Consider the following 21567-nt stretch of genomic DNA (forward strand, 5'->3'; position numbering starts at 1 on the left):
AGAATTTCCTGGGCCGCCTTTTTATCCAGGCGCTCATGTCAGTGCGTTCAACTGCGCATCCCCATAAGCCGTCCACCATGCCTCGCTTGCCGGCCTTTTTATATTCGCCGCAGCCAGACCGTGCGCCAACTGGTGGTGGCCGAAACTGGCCGTTCGGACTTGGGAAAAAGGTGCTTTGAACTCGGCCCGAAACGCAGCGGGATGGAAATCGGGAATTTCTTGCCACACGCTATGGATGCCGGGATACTGCACAGTGCCAACACACAAATCGCCGCCCTGCACCTGAAAGCCCTGCTGGAAGCCGAGTGGATTGAGCACTTCATGTGCCAAACCCTGGACGAGCCCAGTCACAAGGAGCTTGCCGCCAGCGTCCAGCGCGCCATTGCGGTGTTCATGGCCGCTTATGGGCCACAAAAGCCGTAGGCCGAATCAAGTTTCCTTTGAAATCTTGATCGACGGAAACTTCGACGAAAAGTCCTTGTTCTTGGCTGCAATCGACACCGCTACTTTGCGCGCCACCGCCTTGTAAAGCCCAGCCACCTCGCTGTCAGGGTCTGAAACCACAGTGGGTTTACCGTTATCAGCCTGCAGGCGAATCTGCATGTTCAACGGCAACGCACCCAGATAGTCCATACCGTATTCAATGGCCATATTCTTGCCCCCATCGGCACCAAAGATGTGCTCTACCTGGCCGCAGTTGCTGCACACGTGCACCGCCATGTTTTCCACAATGCCCAGAATTGGTACGCCAACTTTTTCAAACATTTTGATGCCCTTTTTGGCATCCAGCAAAGCGATGTCTTGTGGCGTAGTGACAATCACCGCGCCAGTCATTGGCACACGCTGGCTCAGGGTGAGCTGAATGTCACCTGTACCTGGAGGCATATCCACAATCAAATAGTCCAGATCTTTCCAATTGGTCTGGCGCAGCAGTTGCTCCAGCGCTTGAGTGGCCATTGGACCGCGCCAGATCATGGCCTCGTCTTTATCCACCAGGAAACCAATCGACATGACCTGCACCCCATAGTTTTCCATGGGCTCCATGGTTTGACCGTCTTCACTTTCGGGGCGGCCCTCAATGCCAAGCATCATGGGAATGCTGGGGCCATAAATATCGGCATCCAGCACACCCACACTAGCTCCTTCTGCAGCCAATGCCAACGCCAAGTTCACTGCAGTGGTGCTTTTACCTACACCCCCTTTGCCAGAGGCCACAGCCACAATATTTTTCACTTTGGGTAACAACTGCACACCACGCTGAACCGCGTGGGCGGTGATCTGGGTACTGATATTGACCGACACATTGCCCACGCCAGACACCGTTTTAGCAGCAGCGATCAGTGCCTTACGAAAGTCGGCCACCTGGCTCTTCGCTGGGTAACCGAGGGTGACATCAAAAGCCACATCGCCATCCGTCACGGTCAGATTTTTGATGCATTTGCTCGTTACAAAATCGCGCCCGGTATTGGGGTCTATCACGCCTTTGAGGGCATCCATCACTGTTTGTTCAACTACTGCCATTTTTTTCTCCTAAGATGCCCCGAGTCTAGCCAAGATAAGTTTGACCTTATTGATCTGGGCAAATCGGGGTTTACCCGCCATAGGGTTGATCCGTAGGCATTTGAGTCCGATGCCCAGGTACACATGTCGATAATGAATTCATGCCCCTGACCCGTTTGACCTTCTGAACTTACGATGGCAATGCCCTCGTCTACAGCCCTGATGCTTACCGGTGGTGGTGCACGTGCAGCCTACCAAGTAGGGGTTCTGGAAGCCATTGCTGATCTGCGCTTAGCCTGTGGCGCAGGCCAAGACCCCAACCCGTTCCCCATCATTGGCGGCACCTCTGCCGGGGCTCTGAATGCGGCCGCATTAGCCTGTGGTTGCGATGATTTTGATAGCACCATACGCATTATTTGCAATGTGTGGCGGAATTTCTCAGCACATCAGGTGTACCGTGTTGATTCTCTCAGCATGCTGCGTTCTGGTGCCAAGTGGATGACACTGTTATCGCTAGGATGGCTGATTGCCAAATGGCGGCGACTCAAACCCAAATCGCTGCTGGACAATTCACCCTTGGAGGAATTGCTCAAGCAGCTGGTACCACTGGAGCGCCTGCCATACTTGATTCGCAGTGGTCACCTGCAAGCACTGGCGGTCACTGCATCCAGCTATAGCTCAGGCGAACACATCACCTTCTTCCAGGGAGACCGGCGACTTCAAACTTGGGTGCGATCCCAGCGCCGCGGTTTGCGTGATCGAATTACCCACCAGCACCTGCTCGCATCCAGTGCGATCCCTTTTATATTTCCCGCTCAGTCGCTGGAAATTGAAGGTCAAACTGGATTTTTTGGTGACGGCTCCATGCGCCAGTCTGCACCGGTGGCTCCAGCCATTCATCTGGGAGCCCAGCGCATATGTGTAATTGGTGCTGGACGTATGCACGAACCTAAAACGCAAGGTACCTTGCCCAACATGGGAAGCTACCCCACACTGGCGCAAATTGCGGGACACGCACTTTCCAACATCTTTTTGGATGCCTTGTCGGTGGACGTGGAGCGTATCCAACGAATCAATCAAACCTTGAGCTTGGTGCCTCATGATTTGCGCAATGCAAGCAATCTCCGACATGTCGAATTACTGCTGATTTCACCCTCACAGCGACTTGACGAAATTGCGGCGCGTCACATCGACGAACTGCCCGCAGCTGTGCGCACAGTACTTGACGGGCTAGGAGTGTCATCCAAGGCAGCTGATATCAAGGGTGCAGCACTGGCGAGTTATCTGCTATTTGAAAAAGGCTATACCCAGGAATTAATGGTGCTGGGCTACCACGACGCGATGTGTCAGCGCAGTGAAATTTGCCAATTTTTCAGATGGACAGATCCACAACACGTAACCACCGAAGCTGAAAATCCCCCCTCTTCCAGCACAGACCGGCGTCGTGACCCACTACGACTACGATAACGTCAACATTTATGGTCTGCACGTTCTTAGAGGCATACAATCAGCAGCGTCTGCAACGCTCATTGGGCTTTATATTTCCTTGAACCAATGCTCATTGAGCCAGGGCTTGGAACATCGTACTGTTGGCGTGATCATCTCGCGTTAGATGAACCCAAAACAGCTACTGACCTCGCCCACCTGAACCCCGGTTCAGGATGACGGTCTGATGGCGCTGCAGGCACCTTCACCGTTTATCCCATGCCTTTCGACATTACTTTGTTTCTTGAGTTAGCGTTGCTTGGTTTGTGTTCTGGCTTTTTGGCCGGCTTGCTGGGCATTGGCGGGGGAATGGTCATGGTGCCATTTATCACTCTTCTTTTGTCCTCTCGAGAAGTCAACCCGGAGCTTGCGGTAAAAATGGCCATTGCAACCTCAATGGCAACCATTGTTTTCACCTCTGTTTCCAGTGTACGTGCCCACCATCAACGTGGAGCAGTACGCTGGGATATCGTCAAATCCTTTGCTCCAGGAATCGTTGCCGGTGCGGCGATCGCCAGTTTTGGTGTCTTTGCAATCCTTAAAGGCTCTTCGCTGGCGTTGCTTTTTGCCCTTTTTGTAGGCTTTTCTGCCACCCAAATGTTTCTGGACAAAAAACCAGCAGCAAGTAGACAGCTCCCTGGCCCAATTGGTTTAATTGGAGCCGGAGGGGTGATTGGATTTTTGTCTGGTCTCGTCGGTGCAGGTGGTGGTTTTATCAGTGTGCCATTGATGACTTGGTGCAATGTAGCCATTCATAACGCCGTAGCCACTTCGGCCGCTTTGGGCTTTCCGATTGCACTGGCAAACGCACTAGGATATGCATTCAGTGGCGCTCAATTATCCAATTTACCCCCTTACTCTCTCGGTTATATCTGGCTGCCAGGCTTGATCGTGATAGCCGGTTGCAGCGTAACAACTGCCCCAATGGGAGCCAGTGCAGCCCACCGATTACCCGTAAAAAGATTAAAGAGAATATTTGCCAGCGTGCTGTACTTGCTCGCTGCGTACATGCTTTACCGAGGATTGTTCAGCCATTAACCCATTGATACACATCAAGTGACTGGCTCAACCGGGAGCCTGTATCGCAGCCGTTCTCTCGTTTGACACCGCAAAAGCATACTGTCCAGTCGTCGAGCAGCGTGCAACACAATGTCATGACTGAACATAGGTTTGGCAGATTGCATCCTTACAATGCGTATCATGCTATCGAGATGCAAAAAAAGGCCTGATCTATGACAATCAGGTCTTTTGAAATTATGGTGGGATGTGCGGGGATCGAACCCACGACAAACGGATTAAAAGTCCGCTGCTCTACCAGCTGAGCTAACATCCCATCTTCCAAAAAATATATCCCTTGGAAGCCTTAGATTATAAACAATTTTTACCTATATTTCAGACTTTGTTGCCAATTTATTCAAAATCACGCCTGCAGCACATTGCCCGAAAGTCGATGTCACCGTCACCAAAGAACCAAAGCCGTGACAATTCAAAGTACCGTCACTTTGCAAACCACATGATGCATCAAGAGGAGTCACTGGTTCACGGCTAAATACACAAGTTATGCCCATTTTTTTTCCGTCACGTGGTGCACCATGCTCCTTGCGTAACTGATAACGAACCTTTGCAAGCAACGGGTCATGTGTGACCTCAGCCAAGTCATCCACAATCACGCCTTGTGCGTGGCGCTTACCTCCAGCTGCACCGACGATCACATGGTCACATTTGGCTTTTATAGCCCATGCGGCAATCACTGTTTTGGCACGAACCTGATCACAAGCATCAATCACGGCATGCACAGCGACACCAGGAGGCAGCAAATTGGGCCAGTTTTCAGGCTCTGCAAAAGCTTCTACACAATGGACTTGACACTCGGGAAAAAATGAATGGATACGTGCCTGCATCGCTTGAACTTTGGCCATTCCAAGGCTGTCTTGAGTGGCATGAATCTGACGATTGATATTGGATTCAGCCACCTGGTCAAAATCTATCAATGTCAGTTGACCCACACCACTGCGCGCCAATGATTCTGCCACCCAGGAGCCCACTCCACCAATACCAACCACCACCACATGCGCATTAAAAATGTGCTTTGCTGCTGTTAAACCAAACAAGCGCGCAATTCCGCCAAAACGCCGATCTGTCATTTCAAGGTAGACAAGCGTTCTTTAGCCGCAACGGCGGCCTCAGACTGAGGATAAGCCTTGACAAGATCAGTGAGCGTTTTGCGAGCGCCCTTGGCATCTTTCAATTCCAACTGACAGTTGGCAACAGAGAGTACGGCCTCTGGTGTACGTAAATGCACGGGATCACGGGAGATCAAGGCCCGGAAATTGATGACCGCTTCTTTGTAATCACGACTTGCGTATTGCGCATTACCTAGCCAAAACAAGGCAGATGACACGTATTTACTGGCTGGATAGCGCCCAATAAAACTCACGAACAAGTTTTGAGCATTCACAAAATCGCCTTTTCTAAAAATGGCCAAGGCACTTTCAAAATCACGTTTTTCAGTTGGCTCAGCAAAAAACTCAAGACCATCTACTTGCACCTTAACGGGTTCGAACTTGGCAAACCGTTCACTTGTAAGTTGCTCTTGATCTTTTTGACTGCGCTGCATATCAGCCAAATCCCGCATCAGTTTTTCATTAACACCACGAAGTGCTGCAACATCTGTTTTTAGAAGCTCAAGCTGCCGTTGTAAATCCAACAAACTTTTACCCAATGAGGTGCTTTCATCGGTAGAAAGTTTCCGGGATTGATCTGCCTCTTGGCGGATCGTTTCAACACGCTGACGCAGATCCAGGATAGCTTTTCGTGCCTCATCGTCTTCAAACAAGGCCGCCTGAGACGACGAAGCACTCCAAAGACCACACACCAGTAGAACGAAAATTTTCAGATTCAAGTGCATATTTCGCAACCCATTCAAACTCATTGATAGCGAATTTCAGCACGGCGATTCTTGGCAAAGGCCGCTTCATCTGTACCTGTCACCGCCGGTTTTTCTTTGCCGAAACTGACTGATTCCATTTGGGTTTGAGGCACGCCCAAAATAGCCAGTGCATCACGTACGGCATCAGCCCGTTTTTGTCCCAAAGCCAAGTTGTATTCACGACCACCAGATTCATCGGTGTGCCCTTCAATGGCAAGCTTGCGCATTGGCTGTGCCTTCGCCAAACGGGCATTGGCCGCTATCAACGATTGAAACTCCATTTTGATGACATAACTGTCGTAATCAAAATACACAACACGTGGCGCAGAAGAAGCATTGGCAAGGGTAGTTTCCTTACCCATATCCACAGATGAAACACCTTGACTGACCACACTTGAACCATTGGTGCCAGCGCTTTGCACCTTTACTGGTGTTGCATCTGCCACCGGCACATCACTCAAAGGGACAGAGGTACCGCAAGCAGACAACATTGCAGTAACCCAGACTAACACCCAGAAAAACTTTTTCTTAATCATCTCGATACTCCAAAACTTACGGTTTTAAAAAAGGGCCCCAATGCGGCTCACGAATATCACCACTTGGCCCATTCAAGCGGGCTTTGACTTTGCCATCCAACGTACTTGTCATCAAAGCCTCCCTACCTTGTTGCTGAGTTGCATAAACCAGCAATTTGCCATTGGGTGAAAAGCTGGGACTTTCATCAGCTGCAGTCTCGGTAATAGCCGCCACTACGCCTCCCGCCAACTGCATGACGTGCAGTTTAAAAACTCCACCCACGCGAGAAATATAAGCCATCCACCGACCATCAGAACTGATCGCTGGAGAAATGTTGTACGACCCGGTAAAGGTGACACGCTCGACACCACCACCGGTTGCTGGCACTTTGTAAATTTGCGGTGAACCACCCCTGTCGCTCACGAAAAAAATACTCTGCCCATCGGGGGAGAATACAGGTTCGGTGTCGATGCTACCGGACTGGATTAATCGTTTCGGTTCACCACCGGACGCACTCAGTAAAAACAACTGGGAGCCACCATCACGACTCAAAGTCACCGCCAAAGTCTTCCCATCTGGCGACCAGGCTGGCGCACTGTTGGAGCCCTTGAAATTGGCAATCAACCTGCGCTTACCTGTACTCACGTTGTGAATGTAAATGACAGGCTTGCGCGACTCAAATGACACATAGGCCAGCTGATTCCCATCGGGCGACCAGGCAGGCGAAATAATAGGCTCGGGACTGGCCAGTGCTGGCTGAGCATTTTCACCATCTGCGTCAGCCACCCACAATTGATACCGCTGCGAAGCCTTGGTGACATAGGCAATACGTGTCGAAAAAATACCTTTATCCCCGGTCAGCTTCTCGTAAATATAGTCGGCAATTCGATGCGCAGCCATGCGCAAATCGGTCGCACTCGCAGGGAAATTTTCCCCACCCTGATCTTGGCCCTTTACTACATCCCAGAGTCTGAAACGGACATCAAACCGGCCGTCAGCCAGTTTGGTAACACTACCGGCAACAAAGGCATCTGAACCAGCCTGACGCAAAGTGGAGAACTCTGGCTTGGTGTTTTCATCCATGCTGGCGCTTGATGCCAGAATGGATCGAAATTGACCACTACGCTCCAGATCCGCAAGAACAATATCCGAGATTCTTTGGCTCAACGCCTCTTGCCCTCGAAAAGGTGCCACCGTGACCGGCAGCTGCGTTAAACCCACGCCTGCAACATCAATTCTGAATTGTGCAAAACTGACCTGCACGCACAAAGTCAACGCACAAGCGACCCAAAATTTTGTAAAAAAACACTTCATGAAATAGTTTTGACTGTTTCCAGTTATTCAGTTCAGGGGGGTGATCACGACATCTTCCGCATGCAAATTATCGCGGATACCTTTTTCAGCACACACGATTGTGGCTTTGCTGCGATCTATCACACGTTGATGGTTGGTATCTTCCGCGTGGCGGCTGTTCTGCCGATGCCATAGATGATAAACCTCGGTGCTGAAAAATCCGTTTTTCCTGCGTAAACCATATTGATGCAGCCGAAGCACCAAGTCTGCATCTTCATGGCCCCATCCTTCAAACGACTCATCAAAGCCATTGACCGCCCAAAAATCATCACGCCAAAGCGCAAAGTTGCAACTTCGAATCTGCTTCCAGCGAAATTGGGACTCATACCGACCGGGTGCTTGCGGCCAATACACCCAGTGTGCCAGTTTATTGATATCCCCACGGATACGCCAAAGCAGCCAATTCAGATAGCTGGCTTGCATCAAATCCACTTGCCCTGAAGTCACCTGCTTGCTGAGACGCTCGCTCAGCAACACCCGATTGCCGTTGACAAAACAGCCCTTTTCCGCCAGCTCCTCATGGGCTCGGACAAACCTGGCATTGGGCACACAATCACCGTCCAAAAACACCAGGTAGTCGGCAGTACTTGCCATTGCCCCCAAATTTCTGGCTCTCGAAGCCGTAAAACCAATATCTGGATGCCAAACATGCTTCACGGCACAGCGAAATGCGGGCAACTGCTGGCGCAACACTGCCACAGATGGCGCGGAAGAACCATCATCGGCAATCACAATTTCATGATGCGCTCCACACTGTGGGGTCAAAGCGTTCAACACCTGAATCAAGGCATCAACCCGGTTATAGGTGAGCACAATAAAGGAAATCGTCACACCCACGTCAATGTCCCATTTCATGACGAGACATCAGCCATCTTTTGGCATAACGGTAATAAGTGCCTTCGGCATTGGATATCGCCAGTGCCAGCCCCAACTGGCCATCCAAAAAACCCCGGCGTAGCACATAGGTTCTGAAAAAAGCCCAAGCACCATGGCCTATGGCCCCCCACAAACTCGCCCGCTTGCCTTTGGTGCGCATGCTCAAGGCCCCCGCCGTCGAATACCGATTGGCCTTGTCCAGTACAGATTCAAAGTCAGGAAAGCTCAAATGCATCAAAGGCGACTTCAGCTCACCAATCTTCCCTTGAATCAATAATTTCTCATGCACCAGATCATCTGAAAACTGGGCAGAACCCCTTCGGAACAGGCGCACAACCCAATCAGGTGACCAGCCTGAATGCAACATAAACTGACCGCAATAACTTGATCGCCGCGGAAACCGGTAAATGCATGGCCCGTTGGTTTTACCCAAAACGCCCAAAATTTCGTGACGCAACTCCTGGGTCACCCGCTCATCAGCATCCAAAGACAACACCCATTGCCCCTTGGCCAAGGCCAGAGCGCGATTTTTTTGTGGCCCAAAGCCCGGCCAATCCGGCGTGACATGAACCTGAGCACCCAAACGACGCGCAATATCTGCGGTCTGATCCGTACTGGAGGAGTCGACTACGATGATCTCATCGGCAAAATCCAGCCCTTTAAGGCAGTCGCCTATGTTGGCCTGCTCGTTATGAGTGATGACGATGACGGACAAACGCATGACGTGTATAAAAATGAATCAGAAGAGGGATCATAGATGACTCAGCCACCCCGAAGTCATGTGTGATGCATGCGGTAAAGTCAGCGGGTAACACATTCAATCTATGCACACTTTGACGCGCGGGGCCGCTGGCCTTAGACTTTTCGTGATTTGCTTGGTGGCAGCCTCCGTTAGCCTGCCCATGGCCTGGATCAGTTTGGGCAAACTGATGCTTTTCCTGGGGTGCCTAGTCTATTTTGCCTGGTCAGGACACAAAACACGTGATCAAGAGTCGCACACCTTGTGGTCTGTGCGACTCATTCTGGTGATTTTGATTACTTTTGCCTTGAGCCTGTTCTGGAGCAAAGCACCGAGTGATATCGCGTTGATGGCATTGATCAAACACAGCAAATTACTGGAAGTCGCCATGCTGGTGATGCTGATTCGCAATGCGCGTGAAGCCCGTCTGGCCTTGCTGGTATTTTTTGGCAGCCAAGCCTTTCTTATCTTGAGCTCATGGATCATGGCCGCAGGTTACCGTGTGCCTTGGGCCACCAGCAATACGTTGGTACCAGAATACAAAAATGTGGTGTATTCCACCTACCTTGACCAAACCCTGATTTTTGCCGCAGCGGCCGCGGTGTTCTGGCATTTACGCCACCAATGGCGCAAGGCTCCATGGGTAGCGGGCTTGCTGGCGGTATCGGCAATTGCCAACAACCTGTTTTTGCAAGTCGGCAAAACCGGCTACCTGGCTTCTCTCATGGTTCTGACCTTGGCCGTGATGTGGGAGATTCCCCCAAAATGGCGAATAACAGCCCTGCTTGTCTTTCCCGTCTTGATGGCTGGCCTCATGTACGCCAGTTCTGCCAAATTCCAGAGCAAAGTAGCCCAAGTAATGACTGAAAGCCAAAGCTACAGCCAGCAAGGTGATGCCGTCGGCTCTTCAGGTTTTCGCCTGAACGCCTGGCACCGCTCGCTTCAGGCCATGGCGGAGCAGCCACTGATCGGCCACGGAGTTGGCAGTTGGACACTGACTGTGAAGCGCATCGAAGGGCCGCAAGCCACCAATGTGTATGGTGATGGACTCACCAGCAACCCGCACCAGGAATTTTTGTTGTGGGGCGTTGAATTGGGCGTGGGCGGTACGCTCTTGCTGATACTGCTGGTGGTCGCCCTCGTTCGTGATGCCATGCAATTCGAGACTCCATTGCAGCGTGCGCTCATTTCCGTTGTGGCGGTCATGGTGCTGGGCTGCTCGTTCAACTCTTCACTTTATGACGCTCTGATTGGCGACTTCTTTTGTGTCACCTTGGGCCTTTTGCTGGCTTTGGGGGTGCGCCATCAAAGCCCGGCCTGCTTGCCAGACACGCCAGCCCCACAGAAAGTGAACGCGTGAGTACCCTAGATTTGTCCAGCAACAACGACACCATCGTCACCCCACCCGAAGGCCTGCTACAACGCATCCGGCGGTTTACCCCCTACTTTGGCACCTTGCCTGGCATCTGGCTGATGGTGGCCCTGAGTGCCGTGGTGGGTGCAGCCACCGAACCGATGATTCCCGCCCTGCTCAAACCGCTGCTGGATCGGGGCTTCCAGCGCGGACAGCTGGAGATATGGGAGGTTCCGGCCTCTCTCTTGCTGCTGTTTGGTGTGCGTGGCTTGGCGGGCTACCTGTCGCAAATTGGCCTGACCCGCATCACCCATCAGGGCTTGCAACTGATGCGCCAAGCCATGTTTGACAAAATTCTGGCGGCCGAACTGCGGCTGTTTTCACAACAAAGCTCCAGCGCCCTGTCCAACACCGTGGTGTATGAAGTGCAAAACGGGGCCAGCATGCTGGTCAATGCCATGCTGAGCCTGACGCGCAACGGCCTGACCTTGCTGGCGTTGACGGCCTACCTGTTTTACCTGAACTGGAAGCTCACCCTGATCGTTGCGGCCATCTTCCCTGCGGTGGCCTGGGTCATGAAAGTGCTGACCCGGCGCGTCCACAAGCTCACCCAGGCCAACCAGGAAGCCACCGACGAACTGGCTTACGTGGTCGAAGAAAACGTGTTGGCACACCGGGATATTCGCCTCTACGCCGCCCAGGCCACCCAGGCCGAACGTTTTAACCGCCTGAGCGAGTCGCTGCGTCACCTGGCCATGAAATCCACCGTGGCGGGGGCGGCCATGACCCCCATGACCCAAATGCTGGCGGCTGTGGCACTGTCAGCGGTGATTTCGGTGGCCTTGGTGCAAAGCGCCAGCAGCGGCACCTCGGTGGGCGGCTTTGTGGCGTTTGTCACCGCCATGCTGATGATCATTGCGCCGGTGCGGCAACTCTCCGAACTCTCCAGCCCGATCACCCGCGGCCTGGTCTCGCTGGAACGGGCACTGGCCTTGATTGAGCACACACCCGATGAATCGAGCGGCAACTTTGCCACCCCACGGGCCACCGGCATGCTCTCTTTTTCAGAGCTGGTTGTGCAGTATCCATCTGCACAAAACCCTGCTTTGTGCATTCATTCCCTGAAGATTCAACCGGGTGAAACCGTCGCCCTGGTGGGCGCATCAGGCTCCGGCAAAACCACCTTGGTGAACGTGTTGACGCGCTTTGTCGACATTCACTCGGGCCAGGTCACGCTGGACGGCCATGAGCTGCGCGCATGGCAACTGCCCGCCTTGCGGGCGCAGTTTTCCCTGGTCAGCCAGCAGGTGGTAATGATCAATGACAGCATTGCGGCCAATGTGGCCCTAGGCCTGCCGATGGACAAGGAACGGGTCATGCAATGCCTGATCTCCGCCAACCTGCAAGCCTTGGTCAAAACCCTGCCCAATGGCCTGGACACCCTGGTCGGCCACAACGCCACCCAGCTCTCTGGCGGCCAACGCCAGCGCCTGGCGATTGCCCGTGCCTTGTACAAGGATGCGCCGATTCTGATTTTGGATGAAGCCACCTCGGCACTGGACACCGAGTCCGAGCGCAGCGTGCAGGAAGCCCTAGACCGGCTGATGACCCACCGCACCACGCTGGTGATTGCCCACCGCTTGTCCACCGTGCACCATGCCGACCGCATCTTGGTGCTGGATCATGGCCAGATTGCCGAGATGGGCAACCATGCAGAACTGATACAGCACGATGGTCTGTACGCCCGGCTCTACCGTTTGGGTTTACACGACCCAGTATGAAATGAATAGCAGCTTGCGCAGACTACATCAGCGCCAGAGGCCAATTTCTTATGTAAGCCGGGAGGCCTGTTGCTGGTAAATCAAGGCCTGCTGCCGGGCCAGTTCAGACCACAGATGTACCTGGGCAAAACGCAAGCCAGCGGCTTGTAAAGCGGCCGCCATGGCGGGTTGGCGCACGATCTGCTCAAGCGCCCCGGCCAGTGCGGTGGCATCCTGCGGATCAGCCAGCACCAGCGCATCCCGTCCTGGCTGCAACACACCAGCAATTCCGCAATACTTTTCCCCACTCACCACCACCGGCAAACCATGTGCCATGGCCTCTAGCACCACCATGGCAAAGGTGTCTTCCAGCGTCGGGTGGGCCAGACAGTCGGCAGCCTGGTAAGCTGGGGTCACATCGGGCAAGGAGCCCAGAAAATGCACCCGCTGCGCCACACCCGCTGCGGCCGCCTGCGCCTTGAACTGCGGCACGTGCGTCGGGTTGCCCACCACCGCCAAAAAGCAGGATGGCGGCAACTTTGACAAGGCTTGAATCAACGTGCCCAAGCCTTTTTTGCGATAGTCATTGCCAACAAACAAAATGCCAAAACCTAGCGCGGGCAGGCCCAGCCGGACTCTGGCCTGCGCTTTTTCTGCCGCAGTGGCTGGCCCAAACACACGCTCCACCCCCGGCGTGACCACCTGGAACCCCGCCTGGCTGGCCGGGTAAGCCTGTCGCATCTGCGGCACCAGCGCCTGTGAAGCCAGCACAATGGCACGGGGGGGGTGCAGGGCAAAACGACTGCGCTCCAACGCCAGATACACCAGCAGGCGCGGACTGGTGACGATCTTCAACCAGCGCAAGGCCAGCCGCCAGCCCGTCAAACCCTGCAGCAGGTTGTACTTGATCGGCAACACATGCACCGTCTGCACGTTGCCGTGCCAAGTGTTCTCATGCGAATGCACCACGTCAAAACCCCGGCGTGTCGCCCACCAGGTGGCCGTGGCGTACCACAGCTGATTAACCCAGCGTGGCCGCTTGAAGGCTTGCGACACCCGGTGGTATGTCACCCCCGGCCAGTGGTGATCGATGTGCTGGGCGAACACATGGATCTCATGCTGCGCCGCCAACTGCTCCACCAAGGCGATTGAATAACGCTCGGCCCCGCCGCCGGTGGACGAAAACTGGCGGTTCAGCACCGCAATACGCAAGCGTGGCAGCGGCTCACTCATGCGCTGCGCCGATCTTCATAGCGCGTGGCCAGCTTGAGCCAGAACACGGGCAAAGTGGTCGAACGCAACACCGGCACCCGTGGCAATTGCCACAGATCGGCCCCATGACAGACCCGGCTACGCTGGGTCGTGGTCACCGTCTGGAAACCGGCTTGCCTGGCTATCTGCACATGCTCTGGCCGGTACTGGCCATAAGGGTAGCAAAAGTGCTCTACCGCTTGATAAACATGCGCAGACAGCTCTGATTTTGAGAGCAAAATTTCATCCTCTGCCAACGCAGACTCGCAGGTACTCAGGTTCACGTGGTGGCGGGTGTGGGCCCCCACCTCTTGTCCGCCTGCCACCCATTGGCGCAACTGGATGACATCCATCAGCGCGGTTTGGGCTACCCCTTGTGCGGCATCCCACACATTGGTTTGTCCAAGCTGTTGACTGACGCAGTAGCAGGTGGAAGAAAACCCATGTAGCTGCAACACTGGCAGCGCATGGGTCAAGTTGTTCAGGTAGCCATCATCAAAGGTGATGCCGACCACCTTGCCGACTTTGTCGCCACGCAAATACGGCAGCAAAGCCGTCATCGACAAGCCCTGGTAGCCCAGCCAGGCCAGCAGACGCATTTGCCGGGCAAACGCCTGTGGTGACACGTAAAGACTTCTGAACGCGGCCCCCTTGGGTGGTGCGGCATCAATCTGGTGATACACCAGGATCGGGATTGGCAGCGCGTTATGGCAAATGTCTTGGAGCATCAGCACCCTGCTCTACAACAACACAATGTCGTACTGTTCCTGCCCCATAGCCGCTTCACTTTGCAGTGACACCGGCTTGCCGATGAACTCGGACAAGCCCGCCAAATGCTGGCTTTCTTCGTCCAGAAACAGCTCGATCACCTTGGGCGAGGCCACCACCCGGAACTCTTTCGGGTTGAACTGGCGTGCTTCTCGCAGGATTTCACGCAAGATGTCGTAAGCCACACTGCGCGGGGTTTTGACGATGCCTTTGCCCTCACACAGCGGGCAGGGTTCGCACAGCATGTGCGCCAGCGATTCGCGGGTGCGTTTGCGCGTCATCTCCACCAGCCCGAGCTGGGAAAAACCGCCGCACATGGTTTTGACGCGATCCCGCGCCAGCTGTTTGCGAATCTCGGTCAACACCGCATCACGGTGCTCCGGCGGGGTCATGTCGATGAAATCGACAATGATGATGCCCCCCAGGTTGCGCAAGCGCAGTTGCCGGGCAATGGCTTGCGCGGCTTCCAGGTTGGTCTTGAAAATGGTGTCGTCAAAATTGCGCGCACCCACGTAACCACCGGTATTCACATCAAAGGTGGTCAGCGCCTCGGTCTGATCCACAATCAGGTAACCGCCCGACTTCAGCTCGACCCGCCGACCCAGTGCCTTGGCAATTTCTTCGTCAATGGCAAACAGGTCAAAAATCGGCCGCTCACCTTTGTAGTGCACCAGTTTTTGGGCTGCCGCAGGCATGAATTCCTGGCAAAAAGCCTGCATCACGGCAAACTGCTCTTGCGAATCCACCTTGATGAACTGGGTGTGCTCGGTACTCAAATCGCGCAGCACGCGCTGCAGCAGACTCAAATCCTGGTGCAGCAAAGACTTTGGCACCAGCTTGGTGGCGGCCTCGCGGATGCGCTTCCAGGCCTTGCGCAGGTAGGCCACGTCATCAGCCAGCTCTTGCTCGGTAGCATCTTCGCCATTGGTGCGCAAAATAAAACCGCCGCCTTGATCCGCCACCAAAGCCTGCAAATGTGCGCGCAAAGCATCCCGTTGCGCTTGCGGTATTTTTTGTGACACCCCGATGTGGTCATCCTGCGGCAAAAACACCAGCATACGTCCGGCAATGCTGATCTGGGTGGACAAGCGTGCACCCTTGGTGCCAATCGGGTCCTTGATCACCTGCACCACCAGGCTCTGGCCTTCAAACACCTGTTTTTCAATCGGTATCTGGGTCGCCTGATTACGCGCAGCAGAAATGGTCTCGCCCTCGGCAGGCGGATGCCAGACATCTGCCACATGCAAAAATGCGGCCCGCTCCAGGCCAATATCGATAAACGCCGATTGCATCCCCGGCAACACCCGGGCCACTTTGCCCAGATACACGTTGCCCACCAGCCCACGCTCCAGCGTGCGCTCGACATGCAACTCTTGCAACACGCCGTTTTCCACCACCGCCACGCGGGTCTCCTGTGGTGACCAGTTGATCAAAATGTCTTCCTGCATATTTTTTATATCAAAATTTGACCTCTAGCGCCCATCCACCAAGCCTAAATAGCTATTAAATTAATAGCTACGCATCACATTAACCATCCCAGCCCAACTGACGCAACAGCTGTGCAGTCTCAAACATGGGCAGGCCCATGATGCCCGAATAACTTCCACTCAAGTGTGAAATATACGCGGCCGCCCGCCCTTGCACGCCATACGCACCGGCCTTGCCCATCGGCTCGCCGGTCGCCACATAAGCGGTGATTTGTGGAGTGCTCATGGGTGCAAACGTCACCCGGGAAATCGACACATCCTGCACACGGACATCTGCCGTGCCCAGCGCCACGGCGGTCAGCACACGGTGCGTATGGCCTGACAGCTTGCGCAAGATCTGCTCGGCATCGGCCGCATCAGCGGGTTTGCCCAAAATCTCACGGCCCAACGCCACCGTGGTGTCGGAGCACAACACCGGCGCAGCCGCTAGACCCAGACGCTGCAACCGCGCCAAGGCTGCATCCAGCTTGAGTTGGGTGACACGCTGCACATAAGCCAGCGGGGTTTCACGCGGCAAAACCACCTCCAGCGCTTCGGCATCTTCATGCGGCTCAGGTAGCAGCAGCTCATAGGCCACACCCAACTGCTCCAGCAATTGCCTGCGCCGTGGGCTTTGCGAGGCCAGGTAAACAAATTTTTTCATACCCAGTGGCTTATTCACGGTGATACGGGTGGTTGGCATTGATCGACCAGGCACGGTAAAGCTGCTCAATCAGCAACACCCGCACCATGGCATGCGGCAGGGTCAGGTCAGACAGGCGAATACGCTCATGCGCGGCCTGCTTGAAGGCCGGGTCCAGGCCATCCGGGCCTCCAATCACCAGCGCCACATCGTCACCACTGAGTTGCCAGTCTTTGAGCTTGCCCGCCAACGCCATGGTGGTGAGGGTGCTGCCACGCTCATCCAGGGCCACCACGCGGCAGCCCTTAGGGATGGCGGCCTCAATGCGGCTGCGCTCAGCGGCATACAAGGTTTCCAGTGACTTGGAGGCGCGTGGCTCGGTTTTGACGGCCTTGAGTTCGACCTTGAGTTCAAACGGGAAGCGTTTGGCGTAATCGTCCCAGGCGGTTTGTGCCCAATCGGGCACACGCTGACCGACCGCAACAATCAGCAGCCGCACGGTCAGGCTTTGCGCACGGGCGCTTTTTTGGCGGGAGCCTTGCTGGCAGTTTTCTTGGCCGCCGCTTTTTTGGCAGCGGGTTTGCCAGGGGCGTTCACCACCAGGGTTTTGATGCGGGGTTTGGCCACCGCTTTGTCTGTCGCCGGGGTGCCGGCCACAGCCGTGGCACTGCGCGCCTTGGCCGGTGATTTGGCGGCCGCTTTCTTGGCTGCAGCCGCCTCTGCCAGCGCGGCTTTTTGCAGCTGCGCCTTGGACGGGAAAGCCTCTTCCACACCTTTTTTGGCGGCACTGGAACGGCGTAGGCTGGCGGCGGGTTTGGCGGCTTCTTTGGCCGCCACACTGGCCTTCACCAGCTTGGCTTCTGCCGCCACAACCGGTTTGGCCGCGCCCAGTTTCAGGCGCACCGGCTTGTCACCCCATAGCTCTTCCAGGTTGTAATAGGTGCGGATATTAGGTTGCATCACATGCAACACGGCTTGGCCGCAGTCCACAATGATCCATTCGCCGTTGGCTTCGCCTTCCATGCGCGGCTTGGGAAACCCGGCTTCACGCACCGCATCCAGCACGCTGAACGCCAGTGCCTTGGTTTGCCGGTTGGAGGTACCGCTGGCCACGATAACCCGTTCAAACAGGGAAGACAGGTGTTCGGTATCAAACACCACAATGTCTTGAGCCTTGACATCTTCAAGCCCGTCCACAATGGCACGTTGGAGTTTTTGCACGTCTTTTTTGACCGCCGTGCTGGAGGTCGTTGGGGCGACCACTTTGGCAGCGGGCTTAACGGCAGGTTTGGCCGTGGATTTGGCTGCTGCTTTGGCAGACGATTTGGCGGCGGGTTTGGCAGAAGTTTGGGTAGTCATCAATTCGATTGGTAAAGGTGGTGGTCGGCAATATAACGTGCAACGGCTTCAGACACCAGCGTATTTGCGGGTTGCCCGGCTATAAAGGATGCGCGGATCTGGGTGGCACTCAGCGGCATGGCGGGCATGTTCAAGTGCAAAAACCGCTGGGGAAACATTTTCTCAGCTTCAAACAAGGTGCTGACCCTTGTTGAATCTGCGCGAAAAGCTACACATATTGTAGCAAGTTGCAAAATCCCCTGCCATTCACGCCAGGTAGTCAAGGCTGCAGCCTGGTCACCGCCCATGATCAGAAACAATTCAGCCTCTGGCTCTGATGCGGCAACTACACGCAAAGTGTCCATGGTGTAGCTCGGGCCAATACGATCAATTTCTTGGGAGTCTACCGTTACCTGAGGCCAATCGGCAAAGGCCAGCCGGGTCATGGCCAGCCGATGTGAGGCAGGTGTTAATTCACGCGGTTTGTGCCAGGCCTGCCCGGTCGGAATCACGACCAAACGATCCAGAGCCAGCTCTGAAATCGCTGTTTTGACCAAGGCCTCATGGGCCCGGTGGGGTGGGTCAAACGCCCCACCAAAGAGTCCGATGCGCTGACGTTTGATCAACGCTGGCATCAGACCCAATCCCGGCGCACCAGAAATTGGCTGTACAGCTCGGCCTCAGGGGTGTCTGGCTCTGGCACTTGTTGATAGGCCCAACTCGCCAGCGGCGGCATGGACAACAGAATCGACTCACTACGCCCACCCGACTGCAGGCCAAAGTGGGTGCCGCGATCCCACACCAGGTTAAATTCCACATAACGACCCCGGCGGTAGAGCTGGAACGCACGTTCACGTTCACCATAAGGTGTGTCTTTGCGGCGCAACACAATGGGCAAATAGGCGTTCAGGAACGCATCGCCCACCGACTGCATCATGGCCAGGTTTTGCTCAGAGCCAAGCTCCGAAAAATCGTCAAAAAACACGCCCCCCACACCACGCTGCTCATTGCGGTGTTTCAGAAAAAAATACTCGTCACACCAGGTTTTGAAGCGCGGGTATTTGTCGTCGCCAAACGGCTGCAACGCGGCTTTGCAACTGCGGTGGAAATGCTCCGCATCACCTTCAAAGCCGTAATAGGGGGTCAGATCCATGCCACCGCCAAACCAGCAGACATCGCGACCATCCGCAGCCTTGGCTGAAATCATGCGCACATTCATGTGCACCGTGGGCACATAGGGGTTGCGCGGGTGAAACACCAAAGACACGCCCATGGCCTCAAATGGCGCACCGGACAGTTCCGGGCGGTGTTGCGTGGCCGAGGGTGGCAGTTTGGGGCCGGTCACATGCGAGAAGCCACAGCCCGCACGCTCAAACACCGCACCGCCTTCCAGAATCTGGGTGATGCCACAGCCCTGCAATGTTTCACCGGCCGATTTCTCCCAGGGGTCGGTCAAGAACGGGGTGCCATCCAATTCGGCCACCGCCGTGGTGATACGCGCCTGCAAACCGCGCAGATAAGCACTCACCTGCTGCACGGGCGTGTCCAGCGTGCTCATGCCGTAGCGCTCTTGATGGCGCGGTAGCCAATGTCGGTGCGGTATTGCATGCCGTCAAACCCAATGCCGGCGCTCACTTCATAAGCCCGCTGCTGAGCCAGGCGCACGCTGTCGGCCAGCACTGTCACACACAGCACGCGCCCACCCGAAGTGAGCAATTGACCGTCTTGAAGAGTGGTTCCGGCATGGAACACACAGGCATCTTCGGCTTCTTTGGGGATGCCAGTGATGACATCCCCTTTGCGCGGATGGGCCGGGTAACCATGCGCCGCCAGCACCACACCCATGGCGGTGCGGCGATCCCATTGCAGTTCCACCTGATCGAGCTTACCGTGCGGACCCGGCTCAGTGGCCGCCAGCATCACGTCCACCAGATCGGTTTTCAGGCGCATCATGATCGGCTGTGTTTCGGGGTCACCCATGCGGCAGTTGAATTCCAGCGTTTTCGGCTTGCCCTGGGCATCAATCATCAAACCGGCGTACAGAAAGCCGGTAAACGGTATGCCATCTTTTTCCATGCCCCGCACGGTCGGCAGGATGATGTCGCGCATGGCGCGGGCATGCACATCCGGCGTAACCACCGGAGCGGGTGAATACGCACCCATGCCGCCAGTATTGGGGCCAAGGTCACCGGTTTGCAGGCGTTTGTGATCCTGGCTGGTGGCCAGCGGCAAGACATTTTTGCCATCGACCATGACGATAAAGCTGGCTTCTTCACCTTGCAGGAATTCTTCAATCACCACCCGTGCCCCACCCTCGTTGTGGCTCACACCCAGGGTGTTGTCCACCAGCATGAAGTCCACCGCTTCATGGGCCTCGGCCACGGTCATGGCCACCACCACGCCTTTGCCAGCGGCCAGGCCGTCGGCCTTGACCACGATAGGTGCGCCTTTCTGGTCGATGTAGGCATGAGCCAAAGTGGGGTCGGTGAAGGTTTCGTATTCCGCTGTGGGAATGCCGTGGCGCTTCATGAAGGCCTTGGAAAAGGCTTTGGAACTTTCCAGTTGCGCAGCAGCCTGGGTCGGGCCAAAGATACGCAGGCCGTGTTTGCGAAACTCGTCGACCACCCCCGCAGCCAAAGGGACTTCGGGGCCGACCACGGTGAGGGCTATTTTTTGCGCCACCGCCCACTGAGCCAGAGCGTGCACATCGGTGCTGCTCACATTTTCAAAACGTGAATCTGCAGCAGTGCCGCCATTGCCTGGAGCCACGTAGATTTTGTGGGTTTTGGGCGACTGGGCCAGTTTCCAGGCCAGTGCATGTTCGCGGCCACCGCCACCAATAACAAGTATCTTCATAGTGCGTCGGTGTCCAGTTCTGCGTTGTGATAGATCTCCTGCACATCGTCCAGGTCTTCCAATGCATCCAACAGTTTTTGCATACGCACGGCATCATCACCGGTGACTTCAATCGGGTTTTCAGCGCGCATGGTGACTTGGGCATCATCAGGGGTCAGTCCAGCGGCTTCCAGGGCATTTTTGACGGCTTCAAAATCAGCCACCGAGGTAATCACTTCGAGTGCGCCGTCATCATCACTGATGACATCGTCCGCGCCAGCCTCCAGGGCCACTTCCATCACCTTGTCTTCACTTTGACCAGGGGCAAAAATGATCTGACCGCAGTGTTTGAACTGGAACGCCACCGAGCCTTCAGTGCCCATGTTGCCGCCAAATTTGGAGAAGGCATGGCGAACCTCGGCCACGGTACGCACCTTGTTGTCGGTCATGGTGTCGACAATGATGGCGGCCCCACCAATGCCGTAACCTTCGTAACGAATTTCTTCGTAGCTGATGCCATCAAGCGACCCGGTGGCCTTGTCAATGTTGTACTTGATGCGGTCGGCCGGCATGTTGGCCGCCTTGGCCCGGTCAATGGCCAGCCGCAAGCGCGGGTTGGTTGACAAATCACCGCCACCGGCACGTGCAGCCACCGTGATTTCTCGGATGATGCGCGTCCAGATCTTGCCGCGCTTTTCGTCCTGACGGCCTTTGCGGTGCTGAATATTGGCCCATTTACTGTGTCCTGCCACGG

General features: G+C 55.2%; 22 protein-coding genes and 1 tRNA gene. 5 read left to right on the top strand and 18 right to left on the bottom strand.

From position 1 onward, the window contains the following. Positions 1 to 120: 120 nt before the first annotated feature. Positions 121 to 423 (top strand): TetR/AcrR family transcriptional regulator C-terminal domain-containing protein, encoded by a 303-nt coding sequence (locus tag LDN84_RS14550; protein WP_223904160.1) that lies wholly within the window; start codon positions 121 to 123, stop codon positions 421 to 423. Positions 424 to 429: 6 nt separating this feature from the next. On the opposite strand, the gene apbC is transcribed toward LDN84_RS14550, so the two are convergent. Further along, positions 430 to 1521, bottom strand: a complete 1092-nt coding sequence (apbC, locus tag LDN84_RS14555; protein ID WP_223904161.1) for an iron-sulfur cluster carrier protein ApbC — start codon at positions 1519 to 1521, stop codon at positions 430 to 432. A gap of 174 nt (positions 1522 to 1695) precedes the next feature. Between apbC and LDN84_RS14560 the strand changes: the two genes are divergently transcribed. Together LDN84_RS14560 and LDN84_RS14565 are read left to right on the top strand one after the other, a co-directional pair. Then, on the top strand, positions 1696 to 2967 hold the full coding sequence (locus LDN84_RS14560) for a patatin-like phospholipase family protein (RefSeq protein ID WP_223904162.1): 1272 nt from the start codon (positions 1696 to 1698) through the stop codon (positions 2965 to 2967). Between the two features lie 237 nt (positions 2968 to 3204). Beyond that, positions 3205 to 4023 (top strand): sulfite exporter TauE/SafE family protein, encoded by an 819-nt coding sequence (locus LDN84_RS14565; protein WP_223904163.1) that lies wholly within the window; start codon positions 3205 to 3207, stop codon positions 4021 to 4023. Between the two features lie 219 nt (positions 4024 to 4242). Here LDN84_RS14565 and LDN84_RS14570 read toward each other — a convergent pair. The 7 genes from LDN84_RS14570 to LDN84_RS14600 form a co-directional block, all read right to left on the bottom strand. Beyond that, positions 4243 to 4318, bottom strand: a tRNA-Lys gene (locus tag LDN84_RS14570). A gap of 52 nt (positions 4319 to 4370) precedes the next feature. Then, positions 4371 to 5129, bottom strand: coding sequence for a tRNA threonylcarbamoyladenosine dehydratase (locus tag LDN84_RS14575; protein WP_223904164.1), 759 nt, complete (start codon positions 5127 to 5129; stop codon positions 4371 to 4373). Beyond that, the gene (gene ybgF / locus LDN84_RS14580; RefSeq protein WP_223904165.1) at positions 5126 to 5893 is read right to left on the bottom strand and encodes a tol-pal system protein YbgF; all 768 of its coding nucleotides are present in this window, start codon (positions 5891 to 5893) and stop codon (positions 5126 to 5128) included. Before ybgF ends, LDN84_RS14575 begins: the two co-directional genes overlap by 4 nt. A gap of 20 nt (positions 5894 to 5913) precedes the next feature. Continuing rightward, positions 5914 to 6450 carry a peptidoglycan-associated lipoprotein Pal gene (gene pal, locus LDN84_RS14585; protein WP_223904166.1) on the bottom strand — a complete coding sequence of 179 codons (537 nt, stop codon included), beginning with the start codon at positions 6448 to 6450 and terminating at the stop codon, positions 5914 to 5916. Positions 6451 to 6466: 16 nt separating this feature from the next. Then, positions 6467 to 7744 (bottom strand): Tol-Pal system beta propeller repeat protein TolB, encoded by a 1278-nt coding sequence (gene tolB, locus LDN84_RS14590; RefSeq protein ID WP_223904167.1) that lies wholly within the window; start codon positions 7742 to 7744, stop codon positions 6467 to 6469. Between the two features lie 27 nt (positions 7745 to 7771). Next, on the bottom strand, positions 7772 to 8638 hold the full coding sequence (locus LDN84_RS14595) for a glycosyltransferase (protein ID WP_223904168.1): 867 nt from the start codon (positions 8636 to 8638) through the stop codon (positions 7772 to 7774). Continuing rightward, entirely contained in the window at positions 8622 to 9380 is a 759-nt protein-coding gene (locus LDN84_RS14600) for a glycosyltransferase family 2 protein (RefSeq protein WP_223904169.1), read from the bottom strand. The genes LDN84_RS14595 and LDN84_RS14600 overlap by 17 nt, the downstream gene beginning before the upstream one ends. Positions 9381 to 9537: 157 nt before the next feature. On the opposite strand from LDN84_RS14600, the gene LDN84_RS14605 reads away from it, so the two are divergent. Together LDN84_RS14605 and msbA are read left to right on the top strand one after the other, a co-directional pair. Continuing rightward, a complete protein-coding gene (locus LDN84_RS14605) occupies positions 9538 to 10758 on the top strand; it encodes an O-antigen ligase family protein (RefSeq protein WP_223904170.1) in 1221 nt (406 codons plus the stop codon). After that, a complete protein-coding gene (gene msbA, locus LDN84_RS14610; RefSeq protein WP_223904171.1) occupies positions 10755 to 12533 on the top strand; it encodes a lipid A export permease/ATP-binding protein MsbA in 1779 nt (592 codons plus the stop codon). The genes LDN84_RS14605 and msbA overlap by 4 nt, the downstream gene beginning before the upstream one ends. A 48-nt stretch (positions 12534 to 12581) precedes the next feature. Here the strand turns inward: msbA and LDN84_RS14615 are convergent, their stop codons facing one another. From LDN84_RS14615 to LDN84_RS14660, 10 genes are all read right to left on the bottom strand, one after another. Next, positions 12582 to 13745 (bottom strand): glycosyltransferase family 4 protein, encoded by a 1164-nt coding sequence (locus LDN84_RS14615; protein ID WP_223904172.1) that lies wholly within the window; start codon positions 13743 to 13745, stop codon positions 12582 to 12584. Further along, positions 13742 to 14491 (bottom strand): polysaccharide deacetylase family protein, encoded by a 750-nt coding sequence (locus tag LDN84_RS14620; RefSeq protein WP_223904173.1) that lies wholly within the window; start codon positions 14489 to 14491, stop codon positions 13742 to 13744. Before LDN84_RS14620 ends, LDN84_RS14615 begins: the two co-directional genes overlap by 4 nt. 12 nt (positions 14492 to 14503) lie before the next feature. Continuing rightward, on the bottom strand, positions 14504 to 15979 hold the full coding sequence (gene rng / locus LDN84_RS14625) for a ribonuclease G (RefSeq protein ID WP_223904174.1): 1476 nt from the start codon (positions 15977 to 15979) through the stop codon (positions 14504 to 14506). Between the two features lie 79 nt (positions 15980 to 16058). After that, positions 16059 to 16661 (bottom strand): Maf family protein, encoded by a 603-nt coding sequence (locus tag LDN84_RS14630; RefSeq protein WP_223913027.1) that lies wholly within the window; start codon positions 16659 to 16661, stop codon positions 16059 to 16061. Between the two features lie 10 nt (positions 16662 to 16671). Beyond that, complete coding sequence (gene rlmH / locus LDN84_RS14635) at positions 16672 to 17139, bottom strand: 23S rRNA (pseudouridine(1915)-N(3))-methyltransferase RlmH (RefSeq protein ID WP_223904175.1); 468 nt, start codon at positions 17137 to 17139, stop codon at positions 16672 to 16674. A 2-nt stretch (positions 17140 to 17141) separates the two neighbouring features. After that, positions 17142 to 17903, bottom strand: coding sequence for a ribosome silencing factor (gene rsfS / locus LDN84_RS14640; RefSeq protein ID WP_435405950.1), 762 nt, complete (start codon positions 17901 to 17903; stop codon positions 17142 to 17144). A 95-nt stretch (positions 17904 to 17998) separates the two neighbouring features. Next, a complete protein-coding gene (gene nadD / locus LDN84_RS14645; RefSeq protein ID WP_223904177.1) occupies positions 17999 to 18613 on the bottom strand; it encodes a nicotinate-nucleotide adenylyltransferase in 615 nt (204 codons plus the stop codon). After that, the gene (gene hemF / locus LDN84_RS14650; protein ID WP_223904178.1) at positions 18613 to 19536 is read right to left on the bottom strand and encodes an oxygen-dependent coproporphyrinogen oxidase; all 924 of its coding nucleotides are present in this window, start codon (positions 19534 to 19536) and stop codon (positions 18613 to 18615) included. Before hemF ends, nadD begins: the two co-directional genes overlap by 1 nt. Then, positions 19533 to 20834, bottom strand: a complete 1302-nt coding sequence (gene purD / locus LDN84_RS14655; protein ID WP_223904179.1) for a phosphoribosylamine--glycine ligase — start codon at positions 20832 to 20834, stop codon at positions 19533 to 19535. The genes hemF and purD overlap by 4 nt, the downstream gene beginning before the upstream one ends. After that, a complete protein-coding gene (locus LDN84_RS14660; RefSeq protein WP_223904180.1) occupies positions 20831 to 21565 on the bottom strand; it encodes a YebC/PmpR family DNA-binding transcriptional regulator in 735 nt (244 codons plus the stop codon). Before LDN84_RS14660 ends, purD begins: the two co-directional genes overlap by 4 nt. Between the last annotated feature and the right edge of the window lie 2 nt (positions 21566 to 21567).

This window comes from Rhodoferax lithotrophicus (assembly GCF_019973615.1).
In the GTDB taxonomy this organism is placed as follows: domain Bacteria; phylum Pseudomonadota; class Gammaproteobacteria; order Burkholderiales; family Burkholderiaceae_C; genus Rhodoferax; species Rhodoferax lithotrophicus.